This window comes from uncultured Thiohalocapsa sp., from assembly GCF_913063425.1.
Taxonomy (GTDB): domain Bacteria; phylum Pseudomonadota; class Gammaproteobacteria; order Chromatiales; family Chromatiaceae; genus Thiohalocapsa.
In genome coordinates, this window is record NZ_CAJXYK010000021.1 from 54,163 (window position 1) to 68,700 (window position 14,538).

A 14,538-nucleotide genomic window follows, 5' to 3' on the forward strand; every position below is an offset into this window, starting at 1 on the left:
CCGCATCATCAGACGGCGCCGACCTGCTGCATGGCGGCGCGCACCGCGGGCTGATGCTCGGCGCTGAGCCAGGTGAGCGGCAGGCGAATACCGCGCTGCGCCAGGCCCATCTCCGCCATCGCCCACTTCACCGGAATGGGATTCGACTCCGTGAACAGCGCCCGATGCAGCCCGTCCAGGCGGGCATTCAGGGCCAGCGCGGTGTCGCGCTCGCCGCTCAGGGACGCCTCGCACATCTGTTGCATCAACGCCGGTGCCACGTTGCTGGTGACGGAGATCACGCCGTCGCCGCCGCGCAGCATGAACTCGCAGCCCGTGCCGTCATCGCCGCTGTACAGGGCGAAGTCCGGGCCGCAGAGCTCCCGCAGACGCGGCACGCGCGTGAGGTCGCCGGTGGCGTCCTTGAGGCCGACGATGTTCTCCGCCCGGGCCAGCTCGGCGGTGGTCTCCGGCAGCAGGTCACAGGCGGTGCGGCCCGGCACGTTGTAGAGGATCTGCGGCATGGCGACGGCATCCGCCACGGCGCGGTGGTGGGCAATGAGCCCCGCCTGGGTCGGCTTGTTGTAATAGGGCGTCACCAGCAGGGCCGCGTCCGCGCCCGCCTGCTCGGCACACCGGGTGAGCCGGATGGCCTCGGCGGTTGCATTGGCGCCCGTGCCGGCGATCACCGGAATCCGGCCGCCGGCGAGCGCCACGCAGCGCGCAATGACGGCGCAGTGCTCATCCTCGTCCAGTGTCGCCGACTCGCCCGTGGTGCCCACCGCGACGATGCCCGCGGTGCCGGAGGCCACGTGAAACTCGATCAGACGCGCCAAAGCGGCGTCGTCTACGGCGCCTGCGGCGTCCATCGGCGTGATGAGCGCAACGATGCTCCCGCGCAGAAACATAGGTGCCCAGTGGGTCGGTCGATAATCCGCGGATACTAGCGCGCGCGCCGGCGGCGAGACAAGGCGTCGGCGCAGAGGCGGCCATGGTCACGCTGGCGTCACGGCGGCGGGCCCCCCCGCGACCCCGGCGCCTCCCTTGGCCACGCAAAACGCCATGCTATACACTGCCGCCGAGACGTTGATTGCCGTGCCGATGCGCGATGTGAATTCAGGAAACCATGAGTACCCATAAGACCTTCCTCGTGATCTCCGCCCTGGGCGAGGACCATCCGGGCCTGGTCAACGACCTGTCGCGGACCATCCTCGAGCATGGCTGCAACATTGAAGACAGCCGCATGACCGTGCTGGGCGGCGAGTTCGCGGCCATCCTGCTGGTGGAAGGCAAGTGGAACACCCTGGCCAAGGTCGAGAACGCCCTGCCCGAGCTGGAGCGCTCTCTGGGCATGACCATCACCTGCAAGCGCACCGGCGAGCGCGAGCGCAGCACCGACAAGGTGCCTTATGCCGTGGACGTCATCGCCATGGACCATCCGGGGATTGTCAACAACCTGGCGGGATTCTTCGCTGAGCGGCAGATCAACATCGAGGACATGGCCACCAACACCTATGCCGCCGCGCACACGGGCACGCCCATGTTCGCGGTGCACATGACCGTCGGCATCCCGGCCTCGACCCATATCGCAACCCTGCGCGAAGAGTTCATGGACTACTGCGACGGGCTCAATCTCGACGCGGTGCTGGAGCCGCTCAAGTCCTGACGCCGGGGAGCAGCCGTCGCGTCCACGCCCCGGGGATCGCACTCCGCCGGCCGCGGCGCCGGTTGCGCGCAGCAACCGGCTGGCAAGGCTTTTTCTTCCGCCGACGGGCCGCCCATGCGAGCATTCCGGCCCCAGGGCACCCACATTGGACGGCCCGACCCGAGCGATCCAAGCAAGAGGAACCCCAACCATGACAGTCGCAATCGGCGAGACCGTCCCGGACATCGAGCTCCCCGCCACGGGCGACAAGACGCTGAAGCTCAGCGACCTGCGCGGGCAGCGCGTGGTGCTCTACTTCTACCCCAAGGCCAGCACCCCCGGCTGCACGCAGGAGGGGCTCGACTTCACCGCGGCCCAGGACGAATTCAGCCGGCACAACGCCGTCATCGTCGGCGCGTCGCGCGACGGCATCAAGGCGCAGGAGAACTTCAAGGCGAAGCAGTCCTTCGGCTTCGATCTGCTCTCGGACAAGGAAGAGGCCCTGTGCAAGGCATTCGACGTCATCAAGCTGAAAAAGATGTACGGCAAGGAATCCCTCGGCGTCGAGCGCAGCACCTTCCTCATCGACGAGACCGGCGTGCTGCGCCAGGCGTGGCGCGGCGTCAAGGTCAAGGGCCACGTGGACGAAGTGCTCGACGCCGTCCGCGCCCTCGGCTGAGCGCGCGCACATCGAACCGGCAGCACACCCGGCCCCCTCTCCCACCCCGGGCCGACGCCGAGCAGGCGTCCGCCCCGTAACCCCGCCGCAGCCAAGGCGCGGCCGCCGCCGCCCATGATCAAGCGCGAGAACGACAAGCCCTGCCTCTTCGTCCTGGACACCAACGTGCTGATGCACGACCCCACGGCGATCTTCCGCTTCAAAGAGCACGACATCTTCCTGCCCATGGTCGTGCTGGAAGAGCTGGATGCGGCGAAGAAGGGCGTCTCGGAGGTCGCCCGCAACGTGCGCCAGGTGAGCCGCTTCCTGGATCAGCTTATGCAGGACGCGGACAAGGACGAGATCGATGCCGGGCTGCCCATCCAGCCATTCGGCGAATACGGCTCCGGCGTCACCGAGCCGCCGGCGGGCCGGCTGTTCTTCCAGACCGAGCCCCTGTCGCAGCACTTCGACACCGTGCTGCCCGGCACCACGGCGGACAACGAGATCCTGGCCACGGCACAGACCCTGCAGCAGCGCCGTGCCGAGCGCACCGTGGTCATCGTCTCCAAGGACATCAACCTGCGCATCAAGGCCGCGGTGCTGGGCCTGCCGGCGGAGGACTATTCCAACGACCGCGTGCTGGACGACGTCGACCTGCTCTACACGGGCATGGCGGCGCTCGCCGACGATTTCTGGGAGCACCACGCAAAGGAGGTGGACTCCTGGCAGGAAGAGGGCCGCACCTACTACCGCATCCAGGGCCCGGACGTGGCGGAGTGGTACCCGAGCCAATGTCTCTACATGGAGCAGGACGATGCCTTCGAGGCCATGGTGCGCAAGCGCCGCGGCGAGACCGAGGCCATCATCGAGCTGGTGGACGACTACCGGGTGCCGCGCCACAACGTCTGGGGCATCTCGGCGCGCAACCGCGAGCAGAACTTTGCGCTCAACATGCTCATGGATCCGGAGCTCGACTTCGTCACCCTGCTCGGCACCGCCGGCACCGGCAAGACGCTGCTGGCGCTCGCCGCGGGCCTGGCCCAAGTGCTGGACCGCAACATCTACCGCGAGATCATCATGACCCGGGTGACGGTGCCCGTGGGCGAGGACATCGGCTTCCTGCCCGGCACCGAGGAAGAGAAGATGACGCCCTGGATGGGCGCGCTGATGGACAACATGGAGGTGCTGACCCAGACGGAGGGCGGCGACTGGGGCCGCGCCGCCACCAACGACCTGCTGCGCTCGCGGGTGCGCATCCAGTCGCTCAACTTCATGCGGGGTCGCACCTTCCTGCACAAGTACATCATCCTGGACGAGGCGCAGAACCTCACGGCCAAGCAGATGAAGACGCTCATCACCCGCGCCGGGCCGGGAACGAAAATCGTCTGCCTCGGCAACATCGCGCAGATCGACACGCCCTACCTCACCGAGACCACCTCCGGCCTCACCTATGTGGTGGACCGGTTCAAGGACTGGCAGCACAGCGGCCACATCACGCTGATCCGCGGCGAGCGCTCGCGGCTCGCAGACTTCGCCTCGGACAGCCTCTGACGACGGGCGCCTGCGGCCTTGGCCGTCCCACCGCAGGGGCTCCCACCGGACCTGCGGAACCGCCAGCATCCGCCGGCGGCGGGCGGCCGTGAATCGCCGCACGCAGCATCATCGGCAAGGCATTGCTGCACGTCCGCCCGCGAGCCCCCATAATCCACCCCCAGGCTCGCGGCGCCCGCGCCGGCGACCGCATCCGACCATCGATCCGGATGCCATCATCCGACAATCAGAAGAGGAGTGCCCCCATGCGCATCATGCTGCCGAGCCTGCTGCTCGCCCTTGTCCTGGCGCCGGCCCTGGCCCTCGCCGGCGACAAGCCCAAGGTCGTCTACCACGTCTCCGACGAGAACAAGGTCAGCTTCGCGCTCAATAACATCGAGAACCACATCGCCGGCGTCGGCGGCGGCGAGAACATCGAGATCGTGCTCGTCTCCCACGGTCCGGCGGTCAAGCAGTTCAACGACATCGAGGCCGTGGACCGGGTGCGCAACGGCATCGCCGCGCTCCAGGAGCAGGGCGTCACCTTCGAGGCCTGCGCCAACACCCTGGAGGCGCTGGGCCTCGCCCCCGATGAGCTGCTGCCCGGCTTCGAGATCGCTGAGAAGGGCGGCGTCACCCGCATCACGGAGCTTCAGGGCCAGGGCTACGCATACATTCGCCCCTGATCGCAGCCACGTTATCCGTCCCGGCGGAAGGTCACCATGCACGCTGCGACCCAATACAGAATCGGCCCTGTCGTGCTCGCGGCCGGCGTCAGCCGCTGGAACGGGTACACCTTTCTGTTATCGGCCTTCCTGTCCATCGGCTTGATGACCTTCATCACCGCTGGTCAGACCTACATCCTGAACGCCCATCTCGGCGTCTCGGAGGCCGTCCAGGGCACCATCACCGGTGACCTGGTCCTGTTGACCGAGGTCATCACGCTGCTGCTGTTCATACCCGCCGGTGTGCTGATCGACCGCATCAGCCGCCGCGGCGTGTTCGCGTTCGGCTTTCTGATGCTCGGCGCCACCTACCTGGTCTATCCGCTGGCCCCCTCCGTGGAATGGCTGTTCGCCTTCCGGGTGATTTACGCCCTTGGCGTGGTTGCGGTGGCGGGGGCGCTGTCCACGGTGCTGGTGGACTACCCCATCGAGCGCTCCCGCGGCAAGCTGGTGGCCATGGTGGGCGTGCTGAGCGGGCTCGGCGTGGTGGTCATGAACCAGGGCTTCGGCTCGCTGCCGGACCTACTCACGCTGCGCGGTTTCGGCGCGGTGGAGGCCGGCATGCTGACCCATTTCGGCGTGGCCGGAATGTGTGTTGTGGGGGCGCTGGCGGTGCGCTTCGGGCTTCAGGCTGGGGTTCCCGTGCACCATGAGGCGCGCCCGACGGTGCGGACGCTGTTCCTCAGCGGCTTCGCGCAGGCGCGCAACCCCCGGGTCCTGCTCGCCTATGCCGCGGCCTTCGTTGCCCGCGGCGATCAATCCATCAACGCCGCCTTCCTGATCCTCTGGGGCACCCTGGCCGGGCGCGCCGCCGGCATGGACAATGCCGAGGCCGTGATGAACGGCACCCTCATCTTCGTCATCGCGCAGATCGCGGCGCTGCTCTGGGCGCCGGTGATGGGGCCGATCCTCGACCGCATGGATCGCGTCACCGGGCTTGCCATCTGCATGGTGCTGGCGGCCGTCGGCAACCTTGCCCTTATGCTGCTCGATGATCCCTACGGCGACTATCGCCTGGTGTTCTTCATCCTTCAGGGCATCGGCCAGATCAGCGTCTTCCTGGCCGCACAGTCGCTGATCGGCCAGGAAGCCCCGCAGAGCCAGCGCGGTTCCGTGCTCGGCGCCTTCAACATCTCGGGCGCCGTCGGCATCCTCATCATCACCGCGGTGGGCGGACGGCTGTTCGACGCGGTCGACCCGCGAGCACCCTTCGTGGTAGTGGGCAGCATCAATGTGCTGCTGTTCTTCGCAAGCCTCTATGTGCGGCTGCGGGCGGCGCCACGGCCACTCACTGCAACCGCCGTCGCCGGCGGCTGAACAGCATCCCTAGCGGTCGTCGCTGACAGCCGCCGCGGCATCGCCCTCTGTGAGGTCGAGGCCGTAGCGCGCGAGCTTGTTGCGCAAGCCCACACGGGAGAGCCCCAGCTCCGCCGCCGCCCGGCTCTTGTTCCAGCCGCAGCGGGTCAGGGTCTCGGACAGGATACCGGCCTCCAGCGCCTCCACCCGCTCCTTCAGCGAGCCGGCACCCGCCGGCGCGGCGTCCGGCAGCGCGGCGCGGCCCAGGACCTTGGCACTCAGCAGCTGCGGGCCGAGGGTGGGCCCGCCGTCACTCAGGACCACCATGCGCTGGAGCTCGCTGCGCAGCTCGCGGACGTTGCCGGGCCAGTGATAGCGCTCGAGCATCGCCAGCGCCTCCGGCGACAAGTGCTGCAGGGCCGTCCCGAACGCGCGGGCGGCATCGCGCAGCAGCCGCTCGCAGACGGGCCCCAGGTCGCCCGGGCGCCGGCGCAGCGGCGGCAGATGCAGGGTGATGCCCGCAATGCGGTAATAGAGGTCGCTGCGGAAGCTGCCGGAAAGCATGGCGTCCTCCAGATCCTTGTTGGTGGCGGCGACGACGCGCACGTCCACCCGCCGGCGCTGCTCACTGCCCAGGGGGCGGATCTCGCCCTCCTGCAGCACCCGCAGGAGCTTCACCTGGAAGGCCGGCGACACGTCGCCGATCTCATCCAGGAACACGGTCCCGCCGTCCGCCTGCTCGAACAGCCCCACGTGGTCGGCGATGGCGCCGGTGAAGGCGCCCTTGCGGTGGCCGAACAGCTCGCTTTCCAGCAGCTGGTCCGGCAGCGCACCGCAGTTCTCGGCCACGAAGGGCTGCATGGCGCGCAGGCTGCTCTCGTGCAGGGCGCGGGCGAAGAGCTCCTTGCCGGTGCCCGACTCGCCGGTGAGCAGCACCGGGATGTCGTAGGGGGCGATGCGCGCAAGCTGGTCGCAGATGGACTCCAACGGGCTGTCCGGCCCGCGCACGATGGCGTCCAGACACCAGTTGCGCTGGCGCCGGTCCCAGGGGTCCGGACTCAAGTCCGCCGTATGCACGGCGCCCGGATGGCGCTGCGCGAGCAGACGCTCGTGCTCGCGGCGCAGGCGCGAGAAGCGGCAGGCGTTGGTGACCGTCAGCAGCAGGTTGTCCGGATGGTAGGGCCGGGTCAGGTATTGAAACAGGCCGCCGCGGGCGATGCCGGCGGCGGCCGGCTCGCCGTTGCCCGTCACCAGGATGCGCAGCAGGTCCGGCCAGCGCTCCCGCACCGCCGCCAACAGGTCCAGACCACTGCCGTCGGGCAGACGCTGGTCCGCCACCACCACCTGCACGCCGCCGGCGGCGAGCGCCGCCTGCGCGGCGGCGGCGCTGCCGGCCCGGCGCAGCGGGAAATGACGCTCAAGCGGGCTCGCCAGGGAGGCCGCATGGGCGCCTTCCGGCTCCACCACCAGCACGGTGGACGGCGTTTGGGCGAGGGGTGTGGGCGTCGCGGCCATGCTCCGCAGACTCCGCCGCCTGCCCAATGGTTCCCCACAGGACCTTACTCGGGACGGGCTCGGGCAACCGTCAGCGCCCGCGAAAGCTGCCGCGCAGCAGGTCGCGGCGGCTCAGGCCGGCGCGCGGCGCCGGAGTAGGGAGCGCTGAAGTGGATACCGGCGGCGGGCGATCTTGCGTGGCTCGATCTTCCGCTGTCGCGCCCCCGGCGGCTTGCTCCGCCTCGGGCTCGAACAGGCCCGCCATCACCGCGGCGGCCGTGGCCTCCGCCGCCGGCTGATCCGCGAACAGCTGCATAGGCGAGAACAGGGAGCAGGCGGCGATGCTGCCTAAGCCATCGAGGACGGAGACGGTGAATTCGAAGGCGCCCGCCGGAAAGTCCAGCACCTCCACGGCCCCCTCCGGCGCCTGTGCGAGCCTCGACCCGAGCGCCGGCACCAGCACCAGATTCATGCACCAGGGCGTCACCAGCACCCCGAGCCAATGCCCCTGCCAGCAGCGGCCGTCCACCACGGCGACGCCGAGCGCCGGGTGCAGGATGGGCAGGCCCGCCATGCGCTCACGATGAATGGCCTGGAAAGCGGACGCGAGCCGGTCCGCGGTCTGCGACGCGTCTGCGCTGTCCGTGGCGCGCTCAGTGGCGGACAAGGAACATCTCCCGGGCTGCATCGCAGTTGGGGCAGCGCCAGTCGTCCGGGAGGTCGGCGAAGGGCGTGCCCGGCGGAACCTGTCCCAGCTCGTCGCCGTCCGCCGGATCGTAGACATGCCAGCAGATACGGCACTCCATCTGCGCCGTGACGCCGTGCGCTGCCTCGGCCGAGGTCGTTTCGTCGTGGTCTGCGCTCATGCCGCTGCCTCCGTCAGCGCCGCCAGAATCTCGGCAAGGCGCGCCGCGCTGTCCGCCAGGTCCTCCTGCGCGGCGAGCACCGCCGCGGGGACCGGGGTCACCTCCAGGGTGTTCAGGATCAGCGTGTCGTCGCTGTTGAAATACTGCACCCACCAGACCTCCCGCAGCGCAGTCGCCGTCACCCGGCAATTGCCGTAGCCGCGGGAGAGCATACTGACCGGGCCGCGGCCCAGCAGGTCGCCGAGCAGGGCGAGATCCTGCTCGCTCTGCGGCAGCAGCGTGAGGTTGACGACATGCGGCGATACAGCCGCGGCGTCGGCCTGCGTCTGCGCCCCACCGGGCGCCCGGTGGGCACCCTGATCCGCCCGGCCCCGCACCTGCTCCAGCAGCTCCGCCAGCACACCGGGGGCGTTCATGACACCCGCCGGCAGCGGCTCCGGGAGCACCAGGTCCTCGCCGGCGGCGACGAAGGCATGCGCGCGCACGAAGCCCGGCACATCGGCCACTTCCAGCACGTCCCGGCCGGGGCCGTCGCCAACGCCGGCGCGCACCCGCCAGACACCGGCGAGGCGGGTCTCCTGGGCCTCCACGTCCGCCATGGATTCGGCAGACAGGGAGCCGGTCGCAAGCACCGTCGCGTCCGCCGCCCGACAGCGGATGCTGACCTCGCCCTCGCCCAGGCTGTCCACCACCAGCCGGCGGTCCGCGGCGGGCAGGCTGCCGAGGTCGATCACCTGCGGCAGTGCACCCACGCGGTGATGAGACAGGTGCAGCTGCAGCGTGCGCAGCGCGGCGAGGCCGGCAGCGCACGCCGCCGCGTCCTCGGGCTCCGGCAACACCGGCTGCCGGTAGGTGTGCATGGCGCCCGGCATGGCGAGGTAAGTGAGCTCGGCGCCGTCGGGCCCGCTCGGCTGGCTGCCGGGGCCCACGGCCCCGGGTGGGATCGGCCGGGCCAAAGGATCGTTGCCGTCCTGCATCAGCGGCACCCTCCCGCTGCGTGCGCGGCATCCAGCGTTGCGTCGGCCACCGGGATGCCGATGCCGGGCGGGCGGCTCGGTGCGGCCTCCAGCAGGTACTGCAGCTCGCGCAGGTAGTCATCCCAGTCGCGCATGCGCTCGATGCTGCCGACATAGGCGTCACCGCGCAGCAGCACCAGCGCCGGCCAGCGCCGGCAGCCGAAGCGGGCATGCAGCTCGCGCTCCGCCTCGGGCGCCACAATGGCCGCGTGCAGGCGCCCGGGGAATGCCCGCAGCAGCTGCGGCAGCACGACGGCGACGTCCAGCGCCTCCGGATACTTCACCGGGTCACCGGCGAGGAAGAGCAGGTTGTGTCGCTTCGGGCGAAGGAAAAACGCCAGGTCTTCCATCTGCAGCAGCGGCAGGCGGTGGGTTTCGATGAGGGCGGCAATGGGTGGTGCGGTCATGGCGTCGGAAGAACCTCCGTGGTGGCTGCTGTTGTTGTCGTGCCGGTCGACTGCGCCGACGCACAGCGCCCGGTTGCCGTCGGCCGCGAGCACCTGCATGGGTGTGGCGATGCACATTCAGCCCCCCTCCCCGCCGGCGCCCTGTCGACTGGCGGCCGCATCACGCGTCACCAGCCGCGCCAGCACCCGGGCGTCGCCGTCACGGCAGGCGATCTCCGGCGGCGGGCGGCCGGCCTCGTAGGCGCCGAGATCCAGCGCCGGATGCGGCCGCTGCTCGGCGGCTTCGGCGGCGGACGCGCCCGGGCGGTCCTCGCCCGCGCCGGGCAACGGCTGGACACCGAGGCCGGCGAGATACTGAAGCGCCAGCGCGACGGCGGGCTCGATCTGTGCCTTCACGCAGGGCCGCAGGCTGCCGCCGAAGTCCTCCAGCGCCTCGGGCTGCACGCCGATGAGCAGCAGCTGCGCGGGGGCACCGCCCAGCAGATCCGCCAGCGCCAGCACCTCCTGAAAGCCCGTCTGGTGCAGACTCATTTTCTTGGCGCCGAGGAAGCTCGGCACGGCATCGCCCAGGACGCGCTTCAAGGTTCCCGGCGGCAGCCCGTAGTCCACGGCGTCGAAGACCACCAGCACGTCGGCGGCGCGCACCTGGTCCACCAGGTAAAGTCCCTGGGTGCCGCCGTCCAGCAGGGTGACGTTGTCGGCAAAGCGATGCCGCGCGGCCAGCGCCTCGACGCAACGCACCCCGAAGCCCTCATCGGCCCACAGGATATTGCCGATGCCGAGCACCAGCACCCGCGGCGCAGGAGCCGCTCCGGTCCGCACCGCCGCCGCGTCCTCGCCCCTCACCCCTCGCACCTCGCCGCTGCCGGTCACGGCCTGTCATCCTTGAACATCCGCCAACCGCTGATCATGGTGCTGATCAGGCTTTGGCGGGACATGACGTCCTCGCGGATGGCGGTGTACACGTGCAGCATCACGAAGACGACGATGACCCACATGCCCCAGTGGTGCCAGATGCGCACGTCCTGGCTCTGCCCCACCAGCGGGATGAGCCAGCCGAAGAGCTGGTCCTGCCAGCTGCCGAGCCCCGTCTGCTCGGCATAGAGCGCAAAGCCCGTCACCATCATGACGATGCCGCCGACGGTGATGATGACCACCATGAACAGGTGGGCCAACGGGTTGTGGCCGTAGTATTTGCGCGGCTCCGTTTCCTGGAAGGCATACCAGCGCACCTCGTGCCAGAGCTCTTCCCAAAAGCCCTTGCGCCAGAACGGCAGCGTAAACAGCTGCTTTGCGTAGCTGTTGCCGGCGAAGGCCCAATACAGCCGGAAGATGAAGGCCGCCGCGAACACATAGGCCGCCGCGAAATGGAAAAAGCGAATGTAGCCCATCACGAAATGGTCGCTCGCCTCCCCGGGCATGGTGGGCAGCGGATTGGCAATGAGCCAGCCGGTGATGGCCAGGATCGTGATGGACAGGGCGTTGACCCAGTGCCAGATCCTGAGCGGCGCCTGGTAGACGTAAACGGCGGTGCGCCGCCGTACCGGGATATCGCGGCGGCGCTTTTCGCGCAGCAGTTCTTCGGTGGTGGTGCTCATGGGTTATCGGCTTCAGTGTCTATTGGCGTTCGCGCGGCCGGAAATGCAGACCCGTTCGGGGTGCGGTCAGCGTCGTCGGTCGGGCTGAGCGACAGCGAAACCCGACATGCGCCCATCATGCGCCGGGCATCGGGCCTCCCGACCTCGGCCCGACCTACGCCGTTTCACAACGCAAACTTTGTCAGCGCACCTTCACCCGCGCCATCTCCCCCCCATCCGGCCCCATCACATGCGTCGAGCACGCGAGACAGGGGTCGAAGCTGTGCAGGGTGCGCAGAATCTCCAGCGGCTCGTCGGCCTTGGCCACCGGCGTGTTCATGAGCGCCGCCTCGAAGGCGCCGATGTTGCCCGCCGGGTCCCGGGGCGAGCCGTTCCAGGTGGTGGGCACCACGGCCTGGTAGTTGTCGATCCTGCCGTTCTCGATGACGATCCAATGCCCGAGCGCGCCGCGGGGCGCCTCGCTGGTGCCGACGCCCTTGGCATGCTTCGGCCAGGTGTGCGGCTCCCACTTCTCGACATTGGCGGTGGCGGTGTCGCCGGCCTTGATGTTGGCCACCAGCTTGTCCTGGAAATACCGCATCTTGTGCGCCGCCCAGCTCGCCTCCAGCCCGCGGGCGGCGGTGCGCCCGAGGGTCGAGAAGAGCGCGTCGATGGGCAGCTCCAGGTCGCTCAAGAGCTTGTCCACCGGCTCCTTGAAGTCCGGCCGACCCTGGGCATAGCCGATGACCCAGCGGGCCAGCGGGCCCACCTCCATCGCATGGCCCTTCCAGCGTGGGGCCTTGATCCAGGAATATTTGGCCGTCTCGTCCACGGCCTCGATGTGGGTGGACGTGCCCTTCGCGTTCGGTCCCAGCACATAGCTCGGGTCCGTCACGCCGTCCCAGGGGTGCAGGCCCCTTGACTCGTCGGCGTAGCGAAACCAGGCATGGTCGACGAATTCCTGGATCTCCTCCGGGTCACGCACGTCCACCGCGTGCACCTTGGTCAGATCGCCGCCGACGATGGCGCCCCGCGGCAGCAGCAGGTTATCGGCCGAGCTGTCATTGGCGTGGTCGGGGATGTCGCCGTAGGAGAGCACGGATGAGCCCGACAGCCCCCCGCCATAGGTCCAGTCCTTGTAGAAGCGCGCGATGGCAATGAGGTCCGGAATGTACACCTGGTCGATGAAGGCGATGGTCCGGTCGATAATGGCGCTGACCAGATTCAGCCGCTCCATGTTCACCGCACCCACCGCGCCCACGCCGTCCACGTTGATGGCGCAGGGCATACCGCCCACCAGCCAGTTCGGGTGCGGGTTCTTGCCGCCATAGATGGTATGGATCTTGACGATCTCCTTCTGAAAATCGAGCGCCTCCAGGTAATGCGCCACGGCCATCAGATTGACCTCCGGCGGCAGCTTGTAGGCCGGGTTGCCCCAATAGCCGTTCATGAAGGGGCCGAGCTGGCCGGACTCCACGAAGCGCTTGAGGCGCGTCTGGATATCCCGGAAATAGCCCGGTGACGACATGGGCCAGTCGCTGATGGACTGGGCCAGCGCCGAGGTGATCTTCGGGTCCGCCTTCAGCGCCGAGACCACGTCCACCCAGTCCAGCGCGTGCAGATGATAGAAGTGCACCAGGTGGTCATGCGCCTGCAGCGTCAGCTGCATGACGTTGCGGATGGCATTGGCGTTCTCCGGGATCTCGATGCCGAGTGCGTCCTCCACCGCCCGCACGCTGGAGAGCGCATGGGTGCCGGTGCAGACACCGCAGATGCGCTCGGTGAACGCCCAGGCATCGCGTGGGTCGCGACCGCGCAGGATCACCTCCAGGCCGCGCCACATGGTGCCGGTGGAGACGGCATTGCGGATGACGTTGTTCTCGTCCAGGTTCACCTCGCAGCGCATGTGGCCTTCGATGCGGGTGACCGGGTCGACGACGACGCGGCGGCCTGAGTTGTCGAGCTGAAAGCCGTTTGGGGTCGTGGTCACACTCATGCCTGCTCACCTGCGTTGTCGGTCGCTGCGTCCGCCGTCTCCGGGCGCTTCTGCCTGGCCTTGTGGATGGCGCTGTAGGCGGCATGCGCACCGATGGCGGCACCCACTGCCCCCACCGCCCCGAGCCCCACCTTGTCCGCGTTCGCCTCGATGCCGAAGACATGGGTGTCCGTGGTGTGCTGATAGAAGCTGCCCTTGTCCCAGAAGCCGTCCTCGGAGCAGCCGATGCAGCCATGGCCGGACTGGATCGGGAAGGACACGCCGTTGTTCCAGCGCACCGTGGAGCAGGCGTTGTAGGTGGTCGGCCCCTTGCAGCCGACCTTGTACAGGCAGTAGCCCTTGCGCGCGGCCTCGTCGTCCCAGCTTTCCACGAACTGACCAGCGTCGAAATGCGGCCGGCGGTAGCACTTGTCGTGGATGCGCTGACCGTAGAACATGGTCGGGCGGCCCTGGCGGTCCAGCTCCGGGATGCGCTCGAAGGTGAGCATGTAGGTGAGCACCCCGGTCATCACCTCCGCAATGGGCGGGCAGCCCGGCACCTTGATGATGGGCTTGTCGTGGATGACCTTGTGGATGGGCGTCGCCTGCGTCGGGTTCGGCCGCGCTGCCTGCACGCAGCCCCAGGAGGCACAGCTGCCCCAGGAGATGATCGCTTTACAGTCCTTGGCCACCTCGCGCAGCTGATCCACGAAGGGCCGCCCGCCGATGATGCAGCTCATGCCCTCCTGGTTGAGCGGCGGATTGCCCTCCACCGCCAGGATGTAGTTGCCCTTGTACTTGTGCGTGATCTCTTCCAGGATCGCCTCCGCCTGGTGGCCGGCGGAGGCCATGATCAGGTCGTCATAGTCCAGCGAGATCATGGACAGCACCACGTCCGACACCAACGGGTGGGCGCTGCGGATGAAGGACTCCGAGCAGCAGGTGCACTCGAGGCCATGCAGCCAGAGCACCGGCGTGCGCGGCTTGGTCTCCATGGCGTGCGCAATCTTGCCCGCGAAGCCCGGCGCCAGCCCCAGGGCCGTCGCCGTCAGCGAGCAGAATTTCACGAAGCTCCGCCGGGTGATTCCCTGGCGGCGCATGACCTCGTAGAAGGTCTCGGGGGTGGACGTGGGCATAGGCAGGATGGTCCCCGGTTGGCGGTGGGGCGCGCCCGCGGCGGGTCGGAGCCCGCCCGATGCAGCTCGGCGCGCAAGTTCTTGTTGCGCCAAGGCTCAGCACGGACCGGGCCAGCTTCGCGTATCTCAGCCTGCCCAAGGGCTTAGGAATGCTTTGTTGCGCTGCATCAATGCCGCGGTGCAAAGCGGCTTTGCAGCGTGAGAACGATTTCGGAAAGACAATACCCACAC

Annotated in this window: 15 protein-coding genes; 5 read left to right on the top strand and 10 right to left on the bottom strand. The window is 68.7% G+C overall.

The window, feature by feature from the left end; translation table 11 throughout:
* Positions 1–8: 8 nt before the first annotated feature.
* Entirely contained in the window at positions 9–887 is an 879-nt protein-coding gene (gene dapA, locus QZ607_RS13065) for a 4-hydroxy-tetrahydrodipicolinate synthase (RefSeq protein ID WP_295883295.1), read from the bottom strand.
* Positions 888–1,105: 218 nt separating this feature from the next.
* Here dapA and QZ607_RS13070 point away from each other — a divergent pair, with 218 nt between their 5' ends.
* The 5 genes from QZ607_RS13070 to QZ607_RS13090 all read left to right on the top strand — a co-directional run bounded on the left by QZ607_RS13070 (position 1,106) and on the right by QZ607_RS13090 (position 5,857).
* On the top strand, positions 1,106–1,645 hold the full coding sequence (locus tag QZ607_RS13070) for a glycine cleavage system protein R (protein ID WP_295883298.1): 540 nt from the start codon (positions 1,106–1,108) through the stop codon (positions 1,643–1,645).
* A 190-nt stretch (positions 1,646–1,835) separates the two neighbouring features.
* Complete coding sequence (locus QZ607_RS13075) at positions 1,836–2,303, top strand: peroxiredoxin (protein WP_295883301.1); 468 nt, start codon at positions 1,836–1,838, stop codon at positions 2,301–2,303.
* 114 nt (positions 2,304–2,417) lie between these two features.
* The gene (locus tag QZ607_RS13080; RefSeq protein ID WP_295883304.1) at positions 2,418–3,836 is read left to right on the top strand and encodes a PhoH family protein; all 1,419 of its coding nucleotides are present in this window, start codon (positions 2,418–2,420) and stop codon (positions 3,834–3,836) included.
* 245 nt (positions 3,837–4,081) lie between these two features.
* Positions 4,082–4,501, top strand: a complete 420-nt coding sequence (locus QZ607_RS13085) for a DsrE family protein (RefSeq protein ID WP_295883307.1) — start codon at positions 4,082–4,084, stop codon at positions 4,499–4,501.
* Between the two features lie 36 nt (positions 4,502–4,537).
* On the top strand, positions 4,538–5,857 hold the full coding sequence (locus QZ607_RS13090) for an MFS transporter (protein WP_295883311.1): 1,320 nt from the start codon (positions 4,538–4,540) through the stop codon (positions 5,855–5,857).
* 9 nt (positions 5,858–5,866) lie between these two features.
* Here QZ607_RS13090 and QZ607_RS13095 read toward each other — a convergent pair whose 3' ends face one another.
* From QZ607_RS13095 to QZ607_RS13135, 9 genes are all read right to left on the bottom strand, one after another.
* A complete protein-coding gene (locus QZ607_RS13095) occupies positions 5,867–7,351 on the bottom strand; it encodes a sigma-54 dependent transcriptional regulator (protein WP_295883313.1) in 1,485 nt (494 codons plus the stop codon).
* Positions 7,352–7,421: 70 nt separating this feature from the next.
* Complete coding sequence (hybE, locus tag QZ607_RS13100; RefSeq protein ID WP_295883316.1) at positions 7,422–7,997, bottom strand: [NiFe]-hydrogenase assembly chaperone HybE; 576 nt, start codon at positions 7,995–7,997, stop codon at positions 7,422–7,424.
* Positions 7,984–8,196 carry a rubredoxin gene (locus tag QZ607_RS13105; RefSeq protein ID WP_295883320.1) on the bottom strand — a complete coding sequence of 71 codons (213 nt, stop codon included), beginning with the start codon at positions 8,194–8,196 and terminating at the stop codon, positions 7,984–7,986. Before QZ607_RS13105 ends, hybE begins: the two co-directional genes overlap by 14 nt.
* The gene (locus QZ607_RS13110; RefSeq protein ID WP_295883323.1) at positions 8,193–9,173 is read right to left on the bottom strand and encodes a hydrogenase expression/formation C-terminal domain-containing protein; all 981 of its coding nucleotides are present in this window, start codon (positions 9,171–9,173) and stop codon (positions 8,193–8,195) included. The genes QZ607_RS13105 and QZ607_RS13110 overlap by 4 nt, the downstream gene beginning before the upstream one ends.
* Positions 9,173–9,736: a hypothetical protein gene (locus QZ607_RS13115; RefSeq protein ID WP_295883326.1), complete on the bottom strand. Its 564-nt coding sequence runs from the start codon at positions 9,734–9,736 to the stop codon at positions 9,173–9,175. The genes QZ607_RS13110 and QZ607_RS13115 overlap by 1 nt, the downstream gene beginning before the upstream one ends.
* A complete protein-coding gene (locus QZ607_RS13120) occupies positions 9,737–10,411 on the bottom strand; it encodes a HyaD/HybD family hydrogenase maturation endopeptidase (RefSeq protein ID WP_295883372.1) in 675 nt (224 codons plus the stop codon).
* Between the two features lie 77 nt (positions 10,412–10,488).
* On the bottom strand, positions 10,489–11,217 hold the full coding sequence (cybH, locus tag QZ607_RS13125) for a Ni/Fe-hydrogenase, b-type cytochrome subunit (protein ID WP_295883329.1): 729 nt from the start codon (positions 11,215–11,217) through the stop codon (positions 10,489–10,491).
* A gap of 181 nt (positions 11,218–11,398) precedes the next feature.
* Entirely contained in the window at positions 11,399–13,192 is a 1,794-nt protein-coding gene (locus QZ607_RS13130; RefSeq protein WP_295883331.1) for a nickel-dependent hydrogenase large subunit, read from the bottom strand.
* Entirely contained in the window at positions 13,189–14,307 is a 1,119-nt protein-coding gene (locus QZ607_RS13135) for a hydrogenase small subunit (protein WP_295883333.1), read from the bottom strand. Before QZ607_RS13135 ends, QZ607_RS13130 begins: the two co-directional genes overlap by 4 nt.
* Positions 14,308–14,538 lie beyond the last annotated feature (231 nt).

Excerpts from the sequence above, each read along its gene's own strand:
- dapA (WP_295883295.1), bottom strand. The coding sequence starts at position 887 with ATGTTTCTGCGCGGGAGCATCGTTGCGCTCATCACGCCGATGGACGCC.
- QZ607_RS13070 (WP_295883298.1), top strand. The coding sequence starts at position 1,106 with ATGAGTACCCATAAGACCTTCCTCGTGATCTCCGCCCTGGGCGAGGAC.
- QZ607_RS13075 (WP_295883301.1), top strand. The coding sequence starts at position 1,836 with ATGACAGTCGCAATCGGCGAGACCGTCCCGGACATCGAGCTCCCCGCC.
- QZ607_RS13080 (WP_295883304.1), top strand. The coding sequence starts at position 2,418 with ATGATCAAGCGCGAGAACGACAAGCCCTGCCTCTTCGTCCTGGACACC.
- QZ607_RS13085 (WP_295883307.1), top strand. The coding sequence starts at position 4,082 with ATGCGCATCATGCTGCCGAGCCTGCTGCTCGCCCTTGTCCTGGCGCCG.
- QZ607_RS13090 (WP_295883311.1), top strand. The coding sequence starts at position 4,538 with ATGCACGCTGCGACCCAATACAGAATCGGCCCTGTCGTGCTCGCGGCC.
- QZ607_RS13095 (WP_295883313.1), bottom strand. The coding sequence starts at position 7,351 with ATGGCCGCGACGCCCACACCCCTCGCCCAAACGCCGTCCACCGTGCTG.
- QZ607_RS13105 (WP_295883320.1), bottom strand. The coding sequence starts at position 8,196 with ATGAGCGCAGACCACGACGAAACGACCTCGGCCGAGGCAGCGCACGGC.
- QZ607_RS13110 (WP_295883323.1), bottom strand. The coding sequence starts at position 9,173 with ATGCAGGACGGCAACGATCCTTTGGCCCGGCCGATCCCACCCGGGGCC.
- QZ607_RS13115 (WP_295883326.1), bottom strand. The coding sequence starts at position 9,736 with ATGTGCATCGCCACACCCATGCAGGTGCTCGCGGCCGACGGCAACCGG.
- cybH (WP_295883329.1), bottom strand. The coding sequence starts at position 11,217 with ATGAGCACCACCACCGAAGAACTGCTGCGCGAAAAGCGCCGCCGCGAT.
- QZ607_RS13130 (WP_295883331.1), bottom strand. The coding sequence starts at position 13,192 with ATGAGTGTGACCACGACCCCAAACGGCTTTCAGCTCGACAACTCAGGC.
- QZ607_RS13135 (WP_295883333.1), bottom strand. The coding sequence starts at position 14,307 with ATGCCCACGTCCACCCCCGAGACCTTCTACGAGGTCATGCGCCGCCAG.